Annotated in this window: 16 protein-coding genes, 1 tRNA gene and 10 pseudogenes; 11 read left to right on the plus strand and 16 right to left on the minus strand. The window is 56.7% G+C overall.

Features of this window, described 5'->3' with window-relative positions; genetic code table 11:
- The first annotated feature begins 25 nt into the window (after window positions 1-25).
- On the plus strand, window positions 26-1,051 hold the full coding sequence (locus SGP1_RS18190) for an NADP(H)-dependent aldo-keto reductase (protein WP_011411712.1): 1,026 nt from the start codon (window positions 26-28) through the stop codon (window positions 1,049-1,051).
- Window positions 1,052-1,147: 96 nt separating this feature from the next.
- Here SGP1_RS18190 and lplT read toward each other — a convergent pair.
- The 4 genes and pseudogenes from lplT to SGP1_RS18210 form a co-directional block, all read right to left on the minus strand.
- Window positions 1,148-1,948 (minus strand): annotated as a pseudogene (lplT, locus tag SGP1_RS18195) (lysophospholipid transporter LplT); the annotation flags it as partial.
- Window positions 1,939-2,730, minus strand: a complete 792-nt coding sequence (locus SGP1_RS18200) for a 1-acyl-sn-glycerol-3-phosphate acyltransferase (protein WP_041867661.1) — start codon at window positions 2,728-2,730, stop codon at window positions 1,939-1,941. The gene SGP1_RS18200 and the pseudogene lplT, both read right to left, overlap by 10 nt.
- A 177-nt stretch (window positions 2,731-2,907) precedes the next feature.
- A pseudogene (locus tag SGP1_RS18205) lies at window positions 2,908-3,610 on the minus strand (GNAT family N-acetyltransferase).
- Between the two features lie 351 nt (window positions 3,611-3,961).
- Window positions 3,962-6,171: pseudogene (locus SGP1_RS18210) on the minus strand (molybdopterin-dependent oxidoreductase); the annotation flags it as partial.
- A gap of 215 nt (window positions 6,172-6,386) precedes the next feature.
- Here SGP1_RS18210 and galR point away from each other — a divergent pair.
- Window positions 6,387-7,412: an HTH-type transcriptional regulator GalR gene (gene galR / locus SGP1_RS18215; protein WP_011411713.1), complete on the plus strand. Its 1,026-nt coding sequence runs from the start codon at window positions 6,387-6,389 to the stop codon at window positions 7,410-7,412.
- On the opposite strand, the gene SGP1_RS18220 is transcribed toward galR, so the two are convergent.
- The 4 genes and pseudogenes from SGP1_RS18220 to SGP1_RS34330 form a co-directional block, all read right to left on the minus strand.
- Window positions 7,403-7,876 (minus strand): GNAT family N-acetyltransferase, encoded by a 474-nt coding sequence (locus SGP1_RS18220; RefSeq protein WP_041867179.1) that lies wholly within the window; start codon window positions 7,874-7,876, stop codon window positions 7,403-7,405. The genes galR and SGP1_RS18220 overlap by 10 nt on opposite strands.
- Window positions 7,873-8,031 carry a hypothetical protein gene (locus tag SGP1_RS34320; RefSeq protein ID WP_243466100.1) on the minus strand — a complete coding sequence of 53 codons (159 nt, stop codon included), beginning with the start codon at window positions 8,029-8,031 and terminating at the stop codon, window positions 7,873-7,875. Before SGP1_RS34320 ends, SGP1_RS18220 begins: the two co-directional genes overlap by 4 nt.
- Window positions 8,032-8,040: 9 nt before the next feature.
- Window positions 8,041-8,187 (minus strand): annotated as a pseudogene (locus SGP1_RS34325) (transcriptional regulator); the annotation flags it as partial.
- Window positions 8,188-8,358: 171 nt separating this feature from the next.
- Window positions 8,359-8,925 (minus strand): annotated as a pseudogene (locus SGP1_RS34330) (PTS transporter subunit EIIC); the annotation flags it as partial.
- Window positions 8,926-9,114: 189 nt separating this feature from the next.
- Here SGP1_RS34330 and SGP1_RS18230 point away from each other — a divergent pair.
- Together SGP1_RS18230 and SGP1_RS18235 are read left to right on the plus strand one after the other, a co-directional pair.
- The gene (locus SGP1_RS18230; RefSeq protein ID WP_011411714.1) at window positions 9,115-9,441 is read left to right on the plus strand and encodes a PTS lactose/cellobiose transporter subunit IIA; all 327 of its coding nucleotides are present in this window, start codon (window positions 9,115-9,117) and stop codon (window positions 9,439-9,441) included.
- Window positions 9,442-9,653: 212 nt separating this feature from the next.
- Window positions 9,654-10,436, plus strand: coding sequence for a formate/nitrite transporter family protein (locus SGP1_RS18235; RefSeq protein WP_011411715.1), 783 nt, complete (start codon window positions 9,654-9,656; stop codon window positions 10,434-10,436).
- A 534-nt stretch (window positions 10,437-10,970) separates the two neighbouring features.
- Here SGP1_RS18235 and SGP1_RS18240 read toward each other — a convergent pair.
- On the minus strand, window positions 10,971-11,846 hold the full coding sequence (locus SGP1_RS18240) for a LysR family transcriptional regulator (RefSeq protein WP_011411716.1): 876 nt from the start codon (window positions 11,844-11,846) through the stop codon (window positions 10,971-10,973).
- Window positions 11,847-12,305: 459 nt separating this feature from the next.
- On the opposite strand from SGP1_RS18240, the gene SGP1_RS18245 reads away from it, so the two are divergent.
- Window positions 12,306-12,959, plus strand: a complete 654-nt coding sequence (locus SGP1_RS18245; protein WP_279379410.1) for an HAD-IA family hydrolase — start codon at window positions 12,306-12,308, stop codon at window positions 12,957-12,959.
- Window positions 12,960-13,061: 102 nt separating this feature from the next.
- Here the strand turns inward: SGP1_RS18245 and lysA are convergent, their stop codons facing one another.
- Window positions 13,062-14,321, minus strand: a complete 1,260-nt coding sequence (gene lysA / locus SGP1_RS18250; protein ID WP_011411718.1) for a diaminopimelate decarboxylase — start codon at window positions 14,319-14,321, stop codon at window positions 13,062-13,064.
- 142 nt (window positions 14,322-14,463) lie between these two features.
- Between lysA and SGP1_RS18255 the strand changes: the two are divergent.
- Window positions 14,464-15,389, plus strand: a pseudogene (locus SGP1_RS18255) (LysR family transcriptional regulator).
- A gap of 16 nt (window positions 15,390-15,405) precedes the next feature.
- On the opposite strand, the pseudogene SGP1_RS28205 reads toward SGP1_RS18255, so the two are convergent.
- Both SGP1_RS28205 and SGP1_RS30195 read right to left on the minus strand, forming a co-directional pair.
- Window positions 15,406-16,329: pseudogene (locus SGP1_RS28205) on the minus strand (MFS transporter); the annotation flags it as partial.
- A gap of 146 nt (window positions 16,330-16,475) precedes the next feature.
- On the minus strand, window positions 16,476-16,676 hold the full coding sequence (locus tag SGP1_RS30195; protein ID WP_148203575.1) for a hypothetical protein: 201 nt from the start codon (window positions 16,674-16,676) through the stop codon (window positions 16,476-16,478).
- A gap of 90 nt (window positions 16,677-16,766) precedes the next feature.
- On the opposite strand from SGP1_RS30195, the pseudogene SGP1_RS28210 reads away from it, so the two are divergent.
- The 5 genes and pseudogenes from SGP1_RS28210 (at window position 16,767) to SGP1_RS36760 (ending at window position 19,381) form a co-directional block, all read left to right on the plus strand.
- Window positions 16,767-17,614 (plus strand): annotated as a pseudogene (locus SGP1_RS28210) (IS5 family transposase).
- A 111-nt stretch (window positions 17,615-17,725) separates the two neighbouring features.
- Window positions 17,726-18,157, plus strand: coding sequence for an NAD(P)-binding domain-containing protein (locus tag SGP1_RS32090; RefSeq protein WP_243466101.1), 432 nt, complete (start codon window positions 17,726-17,728; stop codon window positions 18,155-18,157).
- Window positions 18,158-18,211: 54 nt separating this feature from the next.
- The gene (locus tag SGP1_RS32095) at window positions 18,212-18,427 is read left to right on the plus strand and encodes a hypothetical protein (protein WP_050747811.1); all 216 of its coding nucleotides are present in this window, start codon (window positions 18,212-18,214) and stop codon (window positions 18,425-18,427) included.
- Entirely contained in the window at window positions 18,424-18,555 is a 132-nt protein-coding gene (locus tag SGP1_RS35315) for a hypothetical protein (RefSeq protein ID WP_279379411.1), read from the plus strand. Before SGP1_RS32095 ends, SGP1_RS35315 begins: the two co-directional genes overlap by 4 nt.
- A 673-nt stretch (window positions 18,556-19,228) precedes the next feature.
- Window positions 19,229-19,381 (plus strand): DUF333 domain-containing protein, encoded by a 153-nt coding sequence (locus tag SGP1_RS36760; protein ID WP_424141126.1) that lies wholly within the window; start codon window positions 19,229-19,231, stop codon window positions 19,379-19,381.
- Window positions 19,382-19,616: 235 nt separating this feature from the next.
- On the opposite strand, the gene SGP1_RS18280 is transcribed toward SGP1_RS36760, so the two are convergent.
- From SGP1_RS18280 to SGP1_RS36770, 4 genes and pseudogenes are all read right to left on the minus strand, one after another.
- Window positions 19,617-19,859, minus strand: coding sequence for a hypothetical protein (locus tag SGP1_RS18280; protein ID WP_148203576.1), 243 nt, complete (start codon window positions 19,857-19,859; stop codon window positions 19,617-19,619).
- A gap of 81 nt (window positions 19,860-19,940) precedes the next feature.
- Window positions 19,941-20,014 (minus strand) — tRNA-Gly (locus SGP1_RS18285).
- 111 nt (window positions 20,015-20,125) lie between these two features.
- Window positions 20,126-20,862 (minus strand): annotated as a pseudogene (locus SGP1_RS36765) (transporter substrate-binding domain-containing protein).
- Window positions 20,863-20,935: 73 nt separating this feature from the next.
- Window positions 20,936-21,497, minus strand: a pseudogene (locus SGP1_RS36770) (ABC transporter permease subunit).
- Between the last annotated feature and the right edge of the window lie 166 nt (window positions 21,498-21,663).

Raw genomic sequence — 21,663 nt, forward strand, 5'->3', positions numbered from 1 at the left:
TTACGTCACTGAGGAACCTGCTCCGATGCTTTATCACCGTATTCCCCACAGTTCTCTGGAAGTCAGCGTGCTCGGCCTGGGCACCATGACTTTCGGTGAGCAAAACAGCGAAGCGCATGCTCAGCTCGCTCTTGCCAATGGCGTCAACCTCATTGACACCGCGGAAATGTATCCCGTACCGCCGCGTCCTGAAACCCAGGGGCTGACGGAGCTCTATATAGGTAGCTGGCTGAAACGCCACGGCCAGAGCGAAAAAATTATCCTGGCCAGTAAAGTGGCGGGTCCGGCGCGCGGCAACGATGCAGAAATTCGTCCCCAGCAAATGCTGGATCGCAAAAATATCCGTCAGGCGCTGGAAGACAGCCTGCGGCGCTTGAATACCGATTATCTCGACCTTTATCAGGTACATTGGCCGCAGCGCAGCACGAACTGCTTCGGTAAATTGAGTTATGGCTATACCGACGAGAAACTGCCGGTGACGCTGCTGGAAACGCTTGACGCCCTGAATGAGCAGGTTCGCGCCGGGAAAATTCGCTACATAGGCATCTCCAATGAAACTCCCTGGGGGGCGATGCGCTATCTACAGTTAGCGGAGAAGCATGGTCTGCCGCGCATTGTCACGGTGCAAAACCCTTACAGTTTGCTGAACTGCAGCTTTGAGGTGGGAATGGCGGAGATAAGCCAGTTTGAGGGGCTAGAGCTTTTGGCCTACTCCAACCTGGCGTTTGGTACCCTGACCGGTAAGTATCTGCATGGCGCCCGCCCTGCCGGCGTACGCAATACGCTGTTCAGCCGCTTTACCCATTACAGTGCTCCACATACTCAGGAGGCTATCACCGAATATGTCGCCCTGGCGCAACGCCACGGGCTTGATCCCGCGCAAATGGCTCCTGGCGTCGCTGGAAGAGCTCCACCGCCGCTACACGTTCCCCGCACCCTGAGGCCGACGCGCAAGCGGGAGGCACAAGTCGCCTCGCCCATTAACGCGCGTAAGCTGAATTCAGGCAATACGCCAACGCCCGCGCCAACCCACGCGCGGGCAGATTCATAGGGCGTACGCCAGTCAATGCAGATAACAGGATGTGGCACACGCGGTGCCGCTTAGGCCAATCGGGATGCGCACCGGAAGCAGGCGCGGCGACCGGGACTAAGGCCCGCCGTCGAGACCGTTCCCGCGGCTGAACCACCAGAGCACAGCAATCGCCAGCGCGAACAACAGACCAAAACCCACCGCGATCGCCGCCGCCGTCACCTGTAACGACACCGCCAGCGTATACAGACCCAGCATCAGCAGCATGGCGATGTTTTCGGCGAAATTCTGCACGGCGATGGCGTTGCCGGCACCGACACTTCGCTGCCCACGGTGTTGTAACAGGGCATTGAGCGGTACGATGAAGAAACCACCCAACATACCGATGAGGACCAGCAGCCCGTAGGCGGGCAGCAGGTGATGCTGCAGACTGAACACCACCACTGCGCCGCCCAACAAGATGCCCGCCGGCATACAGCGGCGCACCGTTTCCAGCCGGATAAACCGGGCGGCGGCGGCGCCAAAAACGATGCCCACCGCCACCATGGCATTCAGCGTGGTCGGGGTCGTATTATCGCTAATGCCCAACGCCACCGGCACCCAGAGCACCAGCAAAAAACGCAGCGTGACTCCCGCGCCCCAAAACAAACTAGTGCCGATAATGGCGAAACGCGTCTGACCGTCCCGTCCCAGACTACGGCAGTGGCTGTAAAACGCGCGCATCATTGCCAGCGGCCGATGGTCAGGATCAGCGCGCGCCGCCGCCAAACGGGGAATAAACACGTTAGCGATCATAGCCAGTGCATAGGTCAGCGCACACACGTCCAGCGCGCCGGCTACATGCCAATCCGCCAGCACGCCGCCGGCCACCGATCCCATGAGAATGGCGGCAATAGTGGAGCCTTCCATCAAACCATGATGGTGGCATTCGGCAGCAAAAACCCCACATGTTCACCCGGCGCGGTCAGGCGCTGCAGAATACGGCTAATCCCCAGACTTTTTCTCAGCAAATCGTGATAACTGTCCGTCTTCAGCGCCATGTCGGTTATGCAAGGCTTGCTGTCGCCATAGCGACGCATGGCCTGCAATAAGCCGTCATACAAAGTCATCGCAGGACGCGAGGCCATCCGCGCATTCATCATAATCGTGCGCAGCCGTTCGCCGTCGGCGCGGCGGCCTTCCGGCATCGGTAGCGGCGTCGGCGCCAGCAGCGTCAGAGTAATTTGGGGAAACCAACGGCGACGAAACACGCCGCCCATGCGGCTAAAAGGTGTAGATTCAGGGCCATCGATCCACATCGGCACTACCAGCGAGTCGGCGCGCGCCGCCACGAACGCCGCGCCGTCATACACCTTCATCAGCGTGCCGGTGACGGTCAGCCTGCCCTCTGGAAATACCACCACCGGCCGCCCCTGGCCAACGGCCTTGATCAGTTGCTTGATGCTGTGTGGCCGCGTAGCGTTAAGCGAGATAATATCGGCATATCGCCGGATAATCGGCATAAACCAGGCGTCGTCCAGCGTGGTATAAATGGCGAACACCGGCTTTACCGGTAAAAATACCGCCAGCAAAATGCCATAGAGAAACGAGACATGGTTAGGGGTCAACATGACCCGGGGTTGCGTCAACAGGCGGGTATCGCCTCTGATTTCGACCCGGTACATCAGTCTGAACAGCAGACGCAAAACCTTAAAAAGCATGCCATCTCCTTATGTAACTCTTCGGGTGAGGCCCGGCATCATCACGCCGGCACGCGGGCAATATGCCGACGGGAAGCAATTCGCCCGCCGGCTAACAAACGTCCCGACCTCATCATTATGTCGATTAATCTTAGCAGGTTAAAGGTTCGTCGCGCTGACGGCGCCACGTGGTCGGCCTCAGCGCGGCATGAATTCGCTCAATGCGCGCCGCTGTACGCCGTCGGCGCCGAGATTTTCGTCCGCCAGCCAGGCGTCGTAGGCGGCACGGATAGCCGGCCAGTCCGGGTCGACAATGGCAAACCAGCTGGTATCGCGGTTGCGGTCCTTGGTGACGATCGTCTGACGGAACGTGCCTCATAGTGAAATTCCAGCCGGCTTGCGGCCTCGCGCGACGGTGCATTGAGGCTATCGCATTTCCATTCGCAGCGTCGGTAGCCAAGGGTATCGAACAAATAACCCAGCAACAGCGCGATAGCTTCGGTGCCCAGACGCGAGCACCGCATTGCCCGCGACCAATTCACCCAACCAATTTCCGCTACTCCGTTCGCCGGATCGAGGCGCATTAACGCCACCGTTCCCACCACCTGCTCTTGAGCACGGTCCACTACGGTGAAAAACAGCGGATCCTCGCTCGCGGTCAGCGTCGTCAACCAAGCCCGACACGCCTGCCGGCTTGCGGGACGCGCCACCGACAGATAGGTCCAGTCGCGGCCATCTTCCGCCTGCGCCCAGGCGTCGTATAAGGCATCAAAATGCGCCGCCGCCAGCGGCTCCAGCCGGCAGCTACGTCCGGTCAGAACCTTGCGCTGCGGTGTAGGCAGGGTTGCCAATCGGTCAGTGCGTCACCGATCGGTTGATTATATTCATTTATGACAGGCATAGTCTGTTTCCCCGGCGATGGTCGCGCAGGATCGCGGACCGTAAACGTTATCATCGGCGGCAAGGATACTAGCAGACCAGCGCGGGGAAAGCGCGTTTCCGGCGCAAGGCGAGCATTAGAGGGAAACTGCAGGCAAAAAAAACCTACGCGTCCGCGTAGGTTGGTGCAACTGAAATGGTTTCAACATACAGAGTATGTTGATTTCTCACCAATCAATACCTCTGGGAGTACACACTCTAATGCCCCCGGCGTGACATCACTACCGAACAATCGCAAGATAACCGCTCTAAGTGAAACCAACTGTAAAAATTGCCCCAAGGTTATAAACATATCGCCGGCAAAAGCCGGGATCAGCGGCGAGGTACCGATATCCAGCGTCAAGACGTTGGGATTGCCGGCCTGCTCCGTGGTGGGCAAGCCGTCCTCCTGCCAGGTTGGCGTAAACCAGGCGCCGGTCGCCATCACGATAACCCCTGGCGTAACGCCATCGCTTAATCTGACCCCCGCCAGCAAACGGCCACGATCATTGTACACTCTGACCTATTCGCCGTCGGCAATGCCGCGCCGTGCGGCATCCTGCGGGTGCAGATATAGTGTCTCGCGGCCGGCGGTCTTATTGGCCAGCGCCAGCGGCTCCGGATCCAGCTGACTGTGTAGCCTGTCGTGAGGCTGCACGGTGATAAGATGTAGCGGATAGCGTGCCACGCGAACATCGCCCAACCATTCCGCCGGCGGGCGCCATTCCGGCAGCGGCCCGAAATCCGCGTAAGCGAAGCCGGCAATGGTTTGACTAAAAAGTTCGATGCGGCTGCTCGGCGTTTGCAATGGGTGCAGCAGCGGATCCCGGCGAAAATCCGCCATGAAGACAAAATCCTCGGTGGGCGCGGGCACTTCCAGGTAGCCTTGGCGCCAAAACTCGTCGAAAGAAGGCCAGCGGTGGCCGACGGCGGCATGGGATGCGGCGCTTTGCTGATATAGCGTCTCGATCCAGCCGCGCCCGTCGCGCCCGCCGGTAAACGTTTCCCGATAACCCAGACGCTCCGCCAAATCGGCGAAAATAGCAAAGTCATTGCGCGCCTGATGCAGGGGCGCGACCGCTTGCTGCACCGCCAAAACATAACGATCGAGCGATGAGCCGCCGATATCATTACGCTCCAGCGAGGTCGTCACCGGCAGCACGATATCGGCCAGCTTGGCGGCCGGCGTCCACCAAATATCCTGCACGACCACGGTGGCCGGCTTGCGCCAGCCCGCCAGCAGCCGATTCAGTTGCTGCTGATGATGAAAAGGGTTACCGCCGGCCCAGTAAATCATATCGACGGTGGGATAGCGCCGCTGCTCTCCCTGAAAACTGTATTCGCCGCCGGGATCCAACAACATATCGGCAATACGCGCCACCGGAATGGTCAGATCGGCGGCGGGATTGACGCCCAGCGGTAAACTGGGCGCCAGGGTGTCCAGCCGCGGATTACCCACGCCGTTCATCGAGCCGTGACCAAAGGCGAAACCGCCTCCCGGCAAGCCTATTTGGCCAAGCATCGCCGCGAGCGCAATCAACCATCCAGTAGGGCTGCTCGCCGCGATGGGCGCGCTGAAGCGCATAGGCACAGGTCATCATGCTGCGCGGCGTCACCAGCAGTTGAATGCGCCCGACGGGGATGCCGGTGATCGCGCTGACCCATTGAGGCGTTTTGGCAATGCCGTCGCGTTCGCCGCGCAAATAGGCCGCCAATTGCGGCCAACCAACGCAATAACGCGCTAAAAAGACTTCATCCTGGGCACCCTGTTGCAGAATTTCCCAAGCCAGCGCCAGCATCAGCATCAGCGCCGCATCGGTATTGGGCCGGATAGGGATCCATTCCACCTTGAGAAAGTTCGGACAGTCATCCCGCGTTGGGCTGATATTGATAACAGGTGTTCCTTTCGCGGCTAGTTTCTCCAGCCAGGACTAAAGCGAGTGCTCGCCAGCGCCGCCGGAGGACACCTGGGCGTTTTTCAGCGCCAGCCCGCCGAAAGCGATGAATAATCCGCAATGGTCAATGATGCTTGGCCAACTGGTTACCCTACCGGTTAAAGGACTGTAACTGCCGATGATATGCGGTAAAAAGAATTGGGCCGCCCCCCAGCTATAATTACCAGCCTGATCCACCGCGCCGCCGCCGGCAAAATGAAAACGCTGCACCAGCGAGCGGGCGTGATGTACCCGGCCTGCGGAGGACCAGCCATAGGAACCCGTAAAAATCCCTTCGGCGCCGAATCGATCGCGGACCCGGCGGTTCTCCTGTGCAATGAGATCCAGCGCACGATCCCATCCGATCTCGACGAAATCGTCCCGACCGCGCAAACTGCGATCGCTGTTTTCCCGCGCCTCCAGCCAGGAGCGCCGCACCGCCGGCTTGCGGATGCGCTTATCGGAATTCGGAATAAAGCATCGGCACAACAGACGCCAGCATCATTGAGGGATGGGGATCGTGTTTAAACGGTTCACAGCGAACTAATTTGCCCTGATCTACCACCGCAGTGAAGGCCCCCCAGTGCGCCAACTGGGGAAAACGTTGAATCGCCTTGCCCTGCTCTCTTTATTGCTGATTAAACTGGCGGAAAAATATCATTTCTCCTTAGGCAGCGCCAAATAACTTCACCGGGTTGAGGGAAGAAAATCGCCGTCGCTGCAGCTAATTTTTAGCGCATTATGCTAACTTCTTGCGGTTAAAGTTATTTTCCGTGACACTAGCAAATTTAAACGATTACTACCCCCGACGTCGGAAATGTGCTCATGGCTACCATAAAGGATGTCGCCAGACTGGCCGGCGTTTCAGTCGCCACCGTCTCGCGTGTGATTAACAATTCGCCCAAAACCAGCGATGGATCGCGCCAGGCGGTCATGCAGGCGATGGAACAATTGCAATACCACCCCAACGCCAACGCCCGCGCGCTGGCGCAACAGTCCACGGAAACCCTGGGATTGATTGTCGCGGATGTCTCGGATCCTTTCTTCGGCGCCATGGTGAAGGCGGTGGAACAAGTGGCGTACCATACCGGCAACTTCCTGCTGATCGGCAACGGTTACCATATTCTGGATAAAGAGCGCCAGGCGATTGAGCAGCTAATCCGTCACCGCTGCGCCGCGCTGGTGGTGCACGCACAGATGATCCCGACCGAAGAGCTGAATACGTTAATGGCGCATATCCCGGGCATGGTGCTTATCAACCGTATTCTGCCGGATTACGCCGATCGCTGCGTGGCGCTGGACGATCGCTACGGCGCCTGGCTGGCCACGCGCCATCTCATCCAGATGGGACATCGGCGCATCGCCTTTATCTGCTCAAGCCACAGTATTCCCGACAGCGTCGACCGCCTTCAGGGCTATCGGGACGCGCTGGAGGAGTTTCATATTGCCCTGGATGAGAAACTGATTGCGTTCGGTGAACCGGATGAGGTCGGCGGCGAACAGGCGATGACCGAGCTTCTTGGGCGCGGCCGCACGTTTACCGCCATCACCTGCTATAACGACTCGACAGCCGCCGGCGCTATGGCGGTATTGAGCGATAACGGCATTGAGGTACCGCAGGATATTTCGCTAGTGGGATTCGATGATGTGCTGATCTCCCGCTACCTGCGGCCTCGGCTGACCACCATTTGTTATCCGGTGGTGGCCATGGCCACCCAGGCGGCACAGCTGGCGCTGGCGCTGGCTAACGGCGCGCCGCTGCCGGAGGTGACCAATATGTTTAGCCCGACGCTGGTACGTCGCCATTCCGTCGCGCCGGCGGCGTGGCGTCGGACGCACCTTCAGGCTTGAGATCCTGCGAACCGGTGCCGGTACAGGCGCACCGCCTGTACCGGATAGTCGATCCCGTCGCCCAAATATTCCCAGCCGTGACGCTCGTAGTAGCCGGTAAACGTCGCGTAGAGATAAAGCACATCAAAACCGGCGCGACGGCTGTAAGCCATTACGTGGCGCTGCAGTGCTGCCCCCACACCCTGGCCGCGCGCCGGCGGATCGATATACAACGCCGCCAGCCAGGGCGTTAGATCCTGCAGGGACAGGAGATCGCAGCGCCATAGCCCGGCGGTGCCGAACAGCTTTTCTCCGGCCAGCGCGATAAACGTTAGCAGCAGCCCTTCGTTGCGCAGACTACTCTCCACGATTGCGGCGTAAAACGCCCGGCTGGCGCCGTGGCCAAACGTCTGCCACAGCCAGTCGGTCACGGTCTGCTGATGGCAGGGATAATCCGCAAGCGTCGCGAACTGAATCCGGCTCATACCCATTTCCTCTGAAAAACCGGCAACGATTTAAACAAGAAACCCTCAAATTCAGGCGCGTCAACGTCGGAAAACTTTATCAGGGCGTTTTTCACATTTTCACTAGATGCCGAGCCCTGACGAATATCGACGCCCCCTTCCAGCGCCAGCAGCAACAGCGCTTAGCGGATAATGGTGCGGCGACGCCTTAGGTCTCGGCAATGTTGCGCTGGGGCGGCAGGCGCGTCGCCACCGGGTAATGGCCTGACTGTATCCTGGGCCACACGCAGGTGCCGCCCGATCTCCTGATACTGTTTTTTTCCCTGCAACATCGCCCGTCTACTCCATCGCCAACCGGGCCTGACACCGCGTCATGCCAACACTCGCCTGCGCCGGCGGTCTTTTTTTGGCGCCCCTGTCCGCGCAGACAGCGCCTTAGTGTACCAAACCCAGCGGCTGATCGATTACTTTCCCGCCATTTATCGTACCGTAAGCCACCGTCAGGCAGTGAATGAGGCGGAAACAGCGGGCGGACGCTATCGGGCATTTTGATGCGACATTTGTCTACCTTCTCCAGCCGGGTAGAGATCTTCAGCGTTAAAAGGCGATAAACATGCCCAGAAACAGGTTTTTGGTATCGTGAAACTGCTTGGCCAGTCCGTCCTTGACCAGCATCCTCCGATCGTCCACCGGCATTTCCAGCGCGGTAGGCGTGACCGCGATAAATTAGATGACCGCCAGCAACCCCGGAGATAAGGTACGTGTTCCATTAAGGCGGCCCAATTCAATGCCTATCAAAAACCCACGCCGATGAACAACATACTGAGCGTGGCGTAATTGCTGCTGGCTATCATGGGTTTGAGCACCTCCAACGGCGCAAAGAACGCGAAACTGGCGAGGCCATTTTTCAGATCCCTTACCTTATTGGAAATCTATACCGCAAACGCCCCGACGATAATCACCGGCATCAGCGTAATAAATGCCGCGTTGATCGCCATGATAGTACGCAGTCTATTGAACTGACTGGCAAATAACCCCAGAGAGTCCATCATGCGATCTTTTACAGACATAAACCCCTCTCCGCGGTGGGTACAGGTTAACGGGACCGGCAGAGGCCGGTAAAATCGAACGGTGCGTTATTTTGGTATGCCAAAGATAGAGGATTGGAATCATTTTTCTGTCATAACGCTCGCAACGCGACACACGGGAATTCCAATATAGTGAAATCACGTCAATCTGGAATACCTAGAGGAGGGGTTATGGATTCCGACTTTGAACAAACGGTCATGACGCTGCTTATCACCGCCGGCGAAGCGCGTTCTGGCACCATGTCCGCTATCCAGGCCGCGCGCGAGAAGCTCTGGGACAAAGCGCAGGCCATGCTGGCGGCGGCACGACAGGCTTGCGGTCAGGCACACACCATGCAAACGCGGCTCATCGGCCTTGATGAGGGCAGCGGCAAAGTGCCGGTCACGCTGATTATGGTCCATGCCCAGGATCATTTAATGACCGCTATGCTGTGCCAGGATTTGGCCGCCGAACTGATTTTGCTACGCCTTGAAATGGCGGGGTTAACCTGCGCGTGACAAGAGGGTCCCTCCTGAGTCGCTTGAGGCCGAAATAGGGGCCGGCCTGCTCTACCCTTGAGATGGCACATCAGGGACGACGGAAGCACGGCGAAAAAAACGCCGCTCTGTTAACACTTTTTTACCGAGATGTGTCTGCTTGAGTGTTGGCTTCACCGAGGCGAGAAGCTACTATGCGTGGCACCTTATCATTCTATTAACACGCTAATCACATGTCGTTTTATTCACCCAAAGAAGTCGCCGCGATTGCTATGCATACCGGCGTTACCAAGAGTCAAGCCTCGCTACCGGTATTAGTTGTACTGGGCATCATGGCGGGCGCATTTATCGCGCTGGGCTTCCTGCTAGATATCCACGTCGTTTCCAGCATGCCCCCGGCGTGGGGATCGTTCGGCGTGTTCCTCGGCGCATCGGTGTTCCCGGTCGGGCTGGTTTTAACGGTGTTGGCCGGCGGCGAACTGCTGACCGGCAATATGATGACGCTGCCGATGGCGCTGTTCAGCCGGCAAATCGGCGTGCTGGCGCTTATTCGTAACTGGTTTTGGGTTACGCTCGCCAACTTTATCGGCAGCCTGATGATAGCCTGGTTCTTCGGCCATATTCTCGGTATGACCGAAGGGGCGTTTTTGGCGAAAACCGTGGCGATCGCAAACGCTAAAATTTCCGCCGACTTCACCCACGCATTTATCTCAGCCATTGGCTGTAACTGGCTGGTTAGTCTGGCGGTCTGGCTGGCTTATGCAGCAAAAGATATGGCGGGTAAAATTCTGGGCATCTGGTTTCCCATTATGGCGTTTGTCGATCTGGGCTTTCAGCATGTGGTGGCGAATATGTTCGTTATTCCGGCGGCGATTTTTGCCGGCCAGGCTACCTGGCACGACTATTTCATCAACTTCCCGCCGGTATTTCTCGGCAACGCGGTAGGGGGAGGCATCTTCGTCGCGCTGATTTATTTTATCGCCTATCGTCCGCTGGGCGGCAAGTCCCACGCCTGACGACTCGGGCGGGGCCGGGTCACGGCTCCGCCATGCCGCGCCGTCGGTTAAGACGAGCATACCTTTTGCCCGTCACCGTCCTGCCCTCTCCAATACTCTGTCGCCAGACGATATACTTACCCTGCACCGATTGCCTATCCCCCGACGACATCTCCCTCCCACACCCACCGCCGGCTTTTTGCCACCAAACCCGCCGCCCATGGCAGCATCGGTTTTCTGCCGCCAAAGCCTGCCATCTGCGCCAGTCGTCCGTTTCGGCCGTCGGAACTCCTTTTGATAGCGCGCCGACGGGATTCACCCGGCGTCACTCCGGTCCCGCAACCCTTGATGACGCACCGGGACGCAGATGTGCGCAATCTTTTAAACCCTTGTCCGCACATGAGCATGACGCCTCTAAGGGTGCGGCTCGTCGGCCGACCCGACGCCACTCTGTTTCCCATTTTGCCGCTTAACGTGCGTGGTGCTTTAACTGCACCAGCTACCCCTTCCTGAGGCATGATGTCCTTGCCGTCGCGCGAGCGGCGCCGGACGCCGTCAGGCGGGCGCCAGCATCGCGGTAACCTGGCTTATAAAACTGTCACGCACCGGGTCGGCAATCTTTTCGTTCCACACCAGGCCGATATCCCAGCGGGCGAATTCACCGTGCAGCGGCTGGCAGATAATATCCTGATGGAGCACCATAACGGCGCTTTGCGGTAAAATAGCTACCCCCATACGGGATTCCACCATGGTCATCAAGGTACGGGTGTCGCTGATACATTGCATCTTGCGCGCGTCTATGCCGTGCGCGGCAATAAAATTATTGATTTGTAGCGCCGAACCAGGGCAGGTTTCCGCATTCACGATAAACAGCGTACAGCGGCGCCACAGCTGATGCAGCGGTTCCTGCTGGTACCGGCAGCTTTTATGAAAAACTAGCGTTAGACAGTCCGAGCCGGTTTTACGAAACGCCAGCGGCGGCGAGACCGGGATACGCATAAAACCTGCCTGTAGCTGACCGTTCAGGATACGTTCTTGCTGCACCGGCGACGAGATATCCTGTAGCCCAAGATGGATATCCGGAAAGGCATTCTGAAAGGCCGTGATAATGGCCGGCATTACCGGCGTCGCCGAGGAAATAAACCCCAGCGACAATGCGCCGCGCTTGCCGTTGGTCAATTGCTGGCACAGCGTCTTGAAGGCGTTGAACTGACTCAGTAATTTCTTCGCATCCTGATAAAGCTGCTGACCATGACGGCTGAGCTGAGTCCCGTGATTATCGCGCAAAAACAGCACCAGGCTGATTTCCGTCTCCAGCATCTTGATCTGTTTGGTCAGCGTGGGCTGTGTCAGCCACAATCTTTCCGCTGCTTCCCGATAGCTCAGGCACTCAGCCAGAGTCACAAACGCCCGGAGTTGCCGAATGTCCATTCCAAACTCCTATCGCCAATTAACTTTTTTCAATTATACAAATTACCCCTTTCATGTTGAACTGTCATGAATAATTAATCTGCAGGGGTCTTTCTTTATGTATAAATCCTCGCGCATTATCGCCAAATAAAAAAGAGCAGCGACTTAAAATAAGCAAAAATAAACATGTGCAGAGAAAAAATATAAAAATATCCATTATTCAGTGCCTATTGACATGAAGCCAAACAGTTGCATTGTCCCCGTCGGTCCGAAGCCCATGCCACAAGAGGTGGCTGCATTGCCGGCAGTATTAATTAAACACGTTTTACGTAAGCACACGCGCTACTTTCTCATTTTGTTCGCCTAACAATTTGAACCGATTCAGGCCAAAGGTGTCTTTCGCCGGCGAAAGCATGGGCGGAAGTCATTGTCTGGCTATCACCCTTTACGATGAGCCGATATGATAATTAAGGAATGATGATGAAATTAATAAAATCTAAAGCTTTGCTCTTTGATATGGACGGCACTTTAGTACACTCCACACACCAGGTTGAATTTATCTGGCGTCACTGGTGTCGTATCAATCAAATTGCACCCCAGCAGGCATTAAGCATTTGCCATGGGGTACGTTCACGCGATGTCATCCGTCGGATCGCGCCGCATTTACCGTTGGAAGAGCAGACGGCGGTGCTTGACGGCTTGGAGATTGAATTTACCGGCAAAGCGCGAGAAATCCAGGGCGCCGGACGTTTTCTCAGTTCCCTCGGCGACGCGCCCTGGGCAGTGGTCACCTCGGCCAGCCAGCGGGTCGCGCGGCACCGGATGACATGCTGTCGACTGCCGTTGCCCGCACAGATGGTCGGCGCCAATGAGGTAAGTTGCGGCAAACCGGACGCGGAGCCCTACCGTCTGGGGGCAAAATTACTCGGCGTCGCACCCAGCGACTGTCTGGCGTTTGAAGACGCCCCCGCCGGCATTCATAGCGCGCTGGCGGCAGGCTGTAGCGTAATTCAGGTTGGCGGCGCGCCGCAGCCCGGCGCCCGCATTCGCAGCCATATTCGCGACTGGCGGCAAATCCGCTTCGCCAAGTTTGAGGGCGGAGAAATTTTGCTTGAGCTAAACCTTTCGCCCTGAACACCACGTCGCCCCGGGCGGCGTTGACTCAGATTGTCACGCCACCCATAGTCGCCACACGCGGGGCAGTGGGAGGAATCAGGCGCACTCCTTAGCGCCCGGTTACCGCTCCAGGTCAAACAGCTCTTCCAGCCGCTGACGGCGGCGGATCTGCCGTGCCTGCCCCTGTTCAAATAACACCTCCGGCAGCAACGGCCGGCTGTTGTAGTTCGACGACATCGAGGCGCCATAAGCGCCGGTATCGTGAAAGACGAGATAGTCGCCTACCTGAGCCAGCGGCAAACGACGCGGCGCAATGCCTCCGCCGGCCGTCTGGGTAAAAACGTCGCCTGATTCGCACAGCGGCCCCCCCACGACGGTTTCGCGCAACGGTTGTGCGCCGCGATCGCGGCCGTCCGCCGGCAACAGCGAAATAGCGTGGTAACTGCCGTACATCGCTGGGCGCATTAAATCATTAAACCCCGCATCTACCAGCACGAAGTGGCGGCTGCCCATGTCTTTGACCGCCCTGACCTGAGTTATCAGAACGCCTGATTCCGCCACTAAGAACCGGCCAGGTTCAATCTCAAGCGTCACCGGATGACCGAGATGGCTGCTAATCCGCCGGCGGGCGGCATCCCACAGACCAAAGTAGTGCTCGGTATCAATCGCCTCCTCCCCCGAGCGGTATGGGATCGATAGCCCGCCGCCCGCGGAAATGGCCGCGAGATCCAGCCCGCTTGCCATAACCTGTTGCACCATGGCGTCGCAGACCTGGGAAAGGTGGTCGTAATCCACCCCCGAACCGATATGCATATGTATGCCGATGAGCCTCAGGCCGTCGTGCTGAATCAGCGCGACGGCCTGAGGCAAATCCTCATACCAGATGCCGTGCTTGCTGTTTTCACCGCCGGTATTGGTTTTTTGGCTATGACCGTGGCCAAAACCGGGATTGATGCGCAGCCAGACGCCGTGTCCCGGCGAGCGGGCGCCGAGCTGCGCCAGCATATCCGTCGAGCCGGCGTTGACTGGGATACCGAGTTCAACGACCCGCGCCAGCGTCGGTTCATCCAGTAAATCAGCGGTAAAAACGATTTCATCGTTCTCGGTGCCCGGCAGGAAACCGGCCAGTAGTGCACGCTCAATCTCGCCGAGCGACACGGAATCGACTTTAACGCCCTGGCTACGCATCAAGCGCAGTAGATGGATATTGGAACAGGCTTTCTGAGCGAAGCGGATAGTATCGAAGCGACGTAGTTGCGCAATCAGCGCGCTGATGGTTTCCGCTTCATATACCCAGACCGGGCCGCCGTAGCGCTGATGGAGCGGCAATAAATTCGCGGCATTCAAGGCGCGCTCCGTGGTGTAAAGATCGTGCGGCATGGTGGTCCTCGCGTGAAAAAAGTCGGTCCCGACAGCGCCGGCTGGGGCTCTTCTTTGTAATTCATCGGCAGCTATTAATAAAATATCTTTTTTGCCCTTAGCTATTCATTTATGATATCGCTTTCAACAAGGGGGGTGAAGGATGGCGGCGGTAAGCTCGAGGCAGATCGATATTTTTCACGCGATCATGACCACCGGCAATCTGACCGAGGCGGCAGGCTTGCTGCATACCTCTCAGCCTACCGTAAGCCGTGAGCTGGCCGGTTAGAACAGTTGTTACAGTTGACGCTGTTTGACAGGATTAAAGGCCGATTGAAACCAACCCATGAAGGGTTGCGGCTGTTTGAAGAAGTGCAGCGCTCCTACTACGGCATGGATCGGATTCTCGGCGCGGCGCGCGCCATTCGTGAATACCGTCAAGCGCAATTGTCGGTCGCGTGCCTGCCGGTGTTTTCTCAATCGCTGCTGCCGGAGGTGTGCCGTGCTTTTTTCGCCGCGCACCCGGAAGTCAGCCTGAATATTACCCCGCAGGAATCGCCGCTGCTGGAGGAGTGGCTTTCCGCTCAGCGATTTGATTTGGGCCTGACGGAAAACCCCACGGCCCCGGCCGGCACGCGCTGCGCTACCCTGATGACCCTTAATGAAGTCTGCGTGTTACCGCCCGGCCATCCGCTGGGCGCCAAATCGGTATTGACGCCGGCGGATTTCCGCGCCTTGCCGTTCATCAGCCTTTCCGCGACCGACAGCTACCGACACTGGCTGGACCGGCATTTTCAGCAGGCGGACGTGGCACGGCAAGAAGTAGTGGAAACCAATAGCGCCGCCTCGGTTTGCGCCATGGTCCGCGCCGGGGTCGGCCTTTCGATTGTCAACCCGCTAACGGCGCTGGATTATGCGGCCAGCGGCGTGCTCACCCGCCCGTTCAGTATCGCGGTTCCATTTACCGCAAGCCTGATCCGTCCGCTACATCGTCCGACCTCCGCGATGGTAAACGAAATAAGCACCTTTCTACAACGCTTCGCCGCCGAGCTGCCCGATCGGCTGGCGTGCAGTATGCAGACACGCTGATACGACAGACCCCCAGGCGTGGCGAACGGGAGAAAGTGATGAGGCAGATAAGCAATCCACCCAGCGCCAACCCGCCGGCGGCCAGCGGCACCATGGTCAGACCCAGACCCGCGTCAATCACTTTCCCGCCGACCCATGCCCTCAAGGGCATTGCCGATGTTAAACGCCGAAATATTCAGCGTCGACACCAGGTTCGGCGCGTCGGCGCCGTGGGCCACGACATTGAACTGTAGCGCCGGTACGGTACAGAATGTCGCCATCGCTCAGAAAAACAGCATGATCTCCTCCGGCCACAGCGTACCGCTGGTCCAGCGGAGCAGCACCGAAAATAACGCTATCAATGCAAAACTCAGCATCAACGCCACCGACACTCGCCAATCAGCAAGCCGCCCTCCTAGCAGATTTGCCCACCGTTAACCCGGCGCCGATTAAAAACAGCGTCCAGCTTACGGCGCGGCGTTACGTTGCGTTGCGTTGCGCCGGCAGGCTGACCAGCAGCGCCGCCGCACCCAGCAAGGAGACGCACCAGAAGGTCGCGCGCCAGCCGAACAACTGCCCCAGCCAGGTGCCGGCGGGAACGCCGAGCACATTGGCAAGCGTCAGACCGGTAAACATCAGCGCTACCGCCGAGGCACAGCGGGTGGGAGGGACCAATCCGGCAGCCACCAACACGCCGATACCGAAAAACGCACCGTGGCACAGGGCGGTCCCACCCGTGCAACCATCAGCAGCCCATAGCTGTAGGCAAGCGCGCGGTCACTATCGCCGTAATCGGCGCGCCGATAGCGACCACCAGCGCATAGCCGCTGATAAGCCAGCCGGCGTCCGGTAAGCTGACCGCGAGACTGCCTGCCACTTCCGGCAATAACCCCATAATGACAAATTCGGTGGTGCCGATAGCAAAAGTGCTCAGCGCCAGCGCTAACAGTGCGATGGGCATAACAAACTCCAATAGTGTTTCGTCCCCTGGATCCGGGCACGGTATATTATTGATTAAGGGTGTATCGTCAGAGTCAGAGGCGGGGCCTTGCTTTAGCGTTATTAGGATGTTTCAGCCGATGGCGAAATTCGTGCTGCGCCATCATCTCAGTACAGCGATACCCGGGTGAAGGTGTCGCTGGCACGCACATTCATTCCGAAACCGCAATCACCCGCCACCGTTGTCAATTCGACGCTTTCGGGGTGAAATGCCATCGATACCCGGCAGCCTGGGTCCTTACCGTCCGGCGACGACGCCCAGCTTGCTTGTTGGTGCTCGATAGCCGTGACGGTTGAAAACTGTCCCATATTGGGCCCGTAATAGGCTTTGTTGAATAAATATAACTTTTAGGTGATCGTCTGCTCAGATCACTACCGTCATTTCAACATCTGCACTCCATGGCAAAGCAAAAGTTTAAAATAACCAACTGGTCCACTTAAACAAAGCTCTCAAGCAGCGCGGGGCTCTGACGATATGGCTGGATGAGTCGGCAATTGTTGCATGGACGGAAAAAACAACGCCTGAACGGCGTGGCCGGCCGCTTCACTACGCAGATATGGCTATTTAAACTGATGGTGCTGCCGCTAAGATGCCCAGACTACTCGCTGATCAGCAAGCGAGCAAAGACAGTTAAGATCAGCATAAAAACGCCGACCCGGGGTGAAATCTCACCTCTAGTCATTGATGGAACCGGCCTGAAGGTCTTTGGCGAAGGCGAATGGAAAGTCCGACAGCATGGTGCCGACAGACGGAGGGTGTGGCGTAAGCTGCATATAGCCACAGACAGTGTAACGCATGAGATTATCTGTGCTGACTTATCGCTCAGCGGTACGACGGATGCTCAGGCCCTACCCGCTCTGATAAACCAGACCCAGCGGAAAATCAGGGAAGCGTCGGCTGATGGCGCTTACGATACCCGCTCTGTCATGATGCTCTTCTGAGGAAAAAAATAAGGCCTCTTATTCCTCCACGAGGTGGGGCGCAATATTGGCCAGACCGATACCATGAGCGTAACTACACCGTTGCGAATCAGCGTCTAAGCGGCAGTAACGATGTATGGAAAAAGCAAGTGGGCTATCATCGACGCTCAGTGGCTGAAACAGCGATATTCCGGTTCAAAACGCTTATGGGCGATCATCTAAGTCTGCGTGACTATGATGCGCAGGTAGGTGAGGCAATGGCGATGGTCAAAGCGCTTAACAAAATGACGCTGTTAGGAATGCCGAACAGCATCCGGATCGCATAACAATCGATCTGCTAGGGGGGCGTAGTCACAAGTTCTGATTTATTCAACAAAGCCGCCGTCCGGCTGAAAAATGCCGGATATCAGGTCATTGCCGTCGACAAAAATAGTCAGGTGCGGGAGATGGCGCAGTGGCAGGGAATAACCACCTGCGAGGATTTTCATTCGGCGATGGCCCTGTTGCCGGCGCCACAGATTTTTTGGTTAATGACGCCGCCGGGGGACGCGACGGAGGGCACGCTTGATGCGTTATTAGCGTTACTGGAAAACGGCGATATTGTCGTTGACGGCGGTAATTCGGATTTTAGCGATACGCTTCGTCGTTCGGCCAGACTGCGTGAGCATGGGATAACGCTGGTTGACGCAGGCGTCAGCGGCGGAACGCAAGGGGCGCGCGTGGGGAATAGCAGCGCCGGACATTTTGCCAAAGCGGTCCATAACGGCGTCGAATACACGTTGATGCAGGGCGGCTATGAGCTCCTCACGGCCTCCGAAATTGACGTCGACCTGCTGGCTACGCTTAACGCCTGGCAGAACGGCTGCTAAATACGTTCGCACCTGCTGGAAAAACTGATTGAAGCCCTGGCGCCCGACGTCTCGTTGACCGGTGTCAAAGGACACGCGGCCGACTCCGGTATGGGCCGTTGGACGGTGGAAGAAGCCATTCGCCTGCGCGTACCCACGCCTGCCATCAGCACGGTGCTGCATGCGCGTTTCAGCTCACAGCAGGAAGATTCCCCTACCATGAAAAGCATCGCCGCGCTGCGAGGGGCCATCGGTGGCCATGCCATAAAACACAATGGGGAGAAATCATGACCACACTGTCATTATCGCAGCGCCTGCAAGACATCGCCCTCGAATTGATCACTATGACGCAAGCAATTGACGACGCAAAGCTTTCGTCACTTGCCGATGCCATCAACCGGGTGCCGGTAGTGATCTGAGCAGACGATCACCTAAAAGTTATATTTATTCAACAAAGCCTCTTATCGGGTACTGCGCTTTATTCACCGCGCCGGACGCGTATGTTGCTTAACACTTTTTCCGGGGTCAAACCCTTGGCCAAATGTCGCCGTCAAGGGTTTGACCAGGGATACTGGAGCACGTATGGCGTGCTTTATTCAGACCCTTGTCGTTATACTGATCTTTTTTCACATCAATGGGCCATTTACCCTAACCCCAAAAGTGACTGAACGGTGAAAGCTATCATCCAGAGAAGGTTTTTGCCGACGTCAGTCACAAAAACAAGCGTAGGTTACTTCTGTACCAGGTCGCCGATACACACCCTTCAGTGACATTGACTCCTGTCATAACGGGCCGGCAAAGACAGGCGATGTTTACTGACAATCCTCAATACTGATGAAAAAAGGGTATAGTTACGGCTGAGGCAGAATCTTACTGTACGTCTGCTGCAGGATCATCACTCTTGGCAAGCGCCATGCGTGTCAAAGCCGGATGGCGGTGGCACAAACCGGATCCGGCGGCAGGGGTAAGTATGCCAATTCATGTAGATGATGAGGACGTATGAAACGACAAATCAGCCTGGCTCTATTCGCCTCATTCATACTAATCTGCTGTTCAACGGGGGAAAAATCATCGTCAACACCGGCAGTAGGAATGGCAAATCCGGCGTCAGTCTATTGCGAGCAATTAGGCGGTAAATCCAAGATCGTGCCATCCGCCGCAGGGGCGACCAGCTATTGTACGCTGCCAAACGGTGAACAAGTGGATGAATGGGCGCTGTACCGGCAGGACCATAGAGCACACTAACGCCGCTCGCGTTAGTTATACACTCTTAGTTACCATTGCATGCCATCAGTGAAGGCGCCGGTTTAGCGCTAAATAGCGCCTGGATCGGTTACTTTCCCTATCCTCTGGCGCCGCGGTAATCTCACTGGGGAAGGTTAACGCGGCTTTGCACGAAGCATCTCTTATGCCCTGGCGTGCTTGTTTCTAAGTTTGAGAGAGCCATGGGGAAATCCTTCGCTATCGTCGGTGACATTCTCTACGCATTACCCTGTTCACGCCGAAAAATCTGCACATTCTGCACATTCTGCACATTCTGCACATTCTGCACATTCTGCACATTCTGCACATTCTGCACATTCTGCACATTCTGCACATTCTGCACATTCTGCACATTCTGCACATTCTGCACATTCTGCACATTCTGCACATTCTGCACATTCTGCACATTCTGCACATTCTGCACATTCTGCACATCAAGGTGTGAAGGTTGCCAGCCCACAGTCAACCTGGAAATAACAAAACGGCGCTATTTGTTGTGAGTGCTGATTGAGTAAACAAGGGGGGGTTTAAGTGATTCGCGTGGAGCGGGTGAAGGGAATCGAACCCTCGTATGCAGCTTGGGAAGCTGCCGTTCTACCATTGAACTACACCCGCCTCGGTAGGCGCGAAGCATTATAACCCTATGGCGCCAACTGACAATGGCGCGCGCCTGACCGTCGTTATTTTGAACAATCAAAGTAGCTTGCGCCCCACGCTACCGCGCGCTTATTGCGGTGTAATATCCTGGCCGAACCACTTCATACCCAGCGTCTTCAGGGTACCGTCCTGCTTGGCCTTCATGATGGCATCGTCAAACATTTTCTTCAGTTCGGGATCAGATTTACGCAGGACGATAGCCGAACCGTTGCCCAGCAGGCCGCCAATAAATTGCGGGCCTGCCAGGACCATATTGGCGTTGCCGCATTTTTCCCGCGCGCCATTCAAATAGGTTACCGATGCGATAACCTATTTGAATGGCGCGAGGCCAGGTCCAGATCATGCTCCTCGGTGGTTTTATATTCCCGCACCTTCACCGCGCCGGCTTCATCCTTGGTCAGCGAAAAACGCATTCCGGTATCCGGTAATTTAGCCAGCGGACTGTCTTTCAGGGTGGCGAAGGTCCGGCCCGAATTGCTGTAGGGCACGGAAAAATCAATCACCTGCCGACGCTTATCGGTTACCGACATCCCGGACATAATCGCGTCGAACTTCCGGGATCATGCCGGTAAACGGCTGGACGACAATCTCACATTTCACCTGCATCGATTTGCACAGGACCTTGTACAAATCAATTTCAAAACCATCAAGCGTCCCGTCCGGTTTGGTAAAATTGAACGGTCGGAATGCCCCTTCGGTACCAATACGCACCGTCGTCCATTTTTTCCTTCCGCAGCCTGGGCGCTGACGCTGGTAAACAACGTCGCCGTCATGCACAGTGCGCAAATCATTGTGGATAATTTCATTCTAAATCTACCTCTGGTCAAAATTGCCAACGGAAATATCGCCGGGGCGATATGAAATCATGTCTTGCCAACCTCAGGAGACAGGGCGCGTATTTTTCACGTAAGACAGGCTCTGTTGCGGCCGCAAATGCGGCGTCAGTCGATATTCCAGCCATTGCAGCAGGAGGTTCAGAATTAGATTGATCGCCAAATACAGCGCCCCCGCCACCAAAAATACTTCGAGCGCGCGGTAAGTTTCAGCGATGATGCCGGCAGCAATGCCGTTTATCTCCATCAGGGTGATGATTGACGCCAGCGAGGTGGATTTAACCATGGAAATCATTTCGTTACCGTAGGCGGCTTCAATATGGCCTCCCGGCACCGATAACAGGCCACAGCACGCTTTGCCGTACGGCGAGGAATTGCCCCAGGCCGTAATAAATAAGAAACATCTGCACCAGCAGCGGCGAGCCGCGAAAGGCAAAGACAATAAAAGCGGGCAACGTTATCGAAGATCCACACGCCGCTCAGGCGCATCGATGCTAATAGCAGGGCGAGGAAAAACCCTAGCGCCACCGAGCCAATCGCCAGTTCCAGCGTTAACAGCACGCCCGGCAATGCTGCATGAGTGTGTTACGTAAAAATTCAATGTCCATCAGCGTGTCGCACCCCGTGAGTAGTGATGTTCCGCTTTACGCAGCGGCCAGTCGAGCCAGAGCCGGTCTGTGCCTGGGTCAGCAATTCTGCGACGCCGGTAACCGAAATAAGAGCCGATTCCTTTAACACCAGTTACCATACGTTACCCATGGCCGGCAGCGCAAA

It is taken from the genome of Sodalis glossinidius str. 'morsitans', assembly GCF_000010085.1.
Lineage (GTDB): Bacteria > Pseudomonadota > Gammaproteobacteria > Enterobacterales > Enterobacteriaceae > Sodalis > Sodalis glossinidius.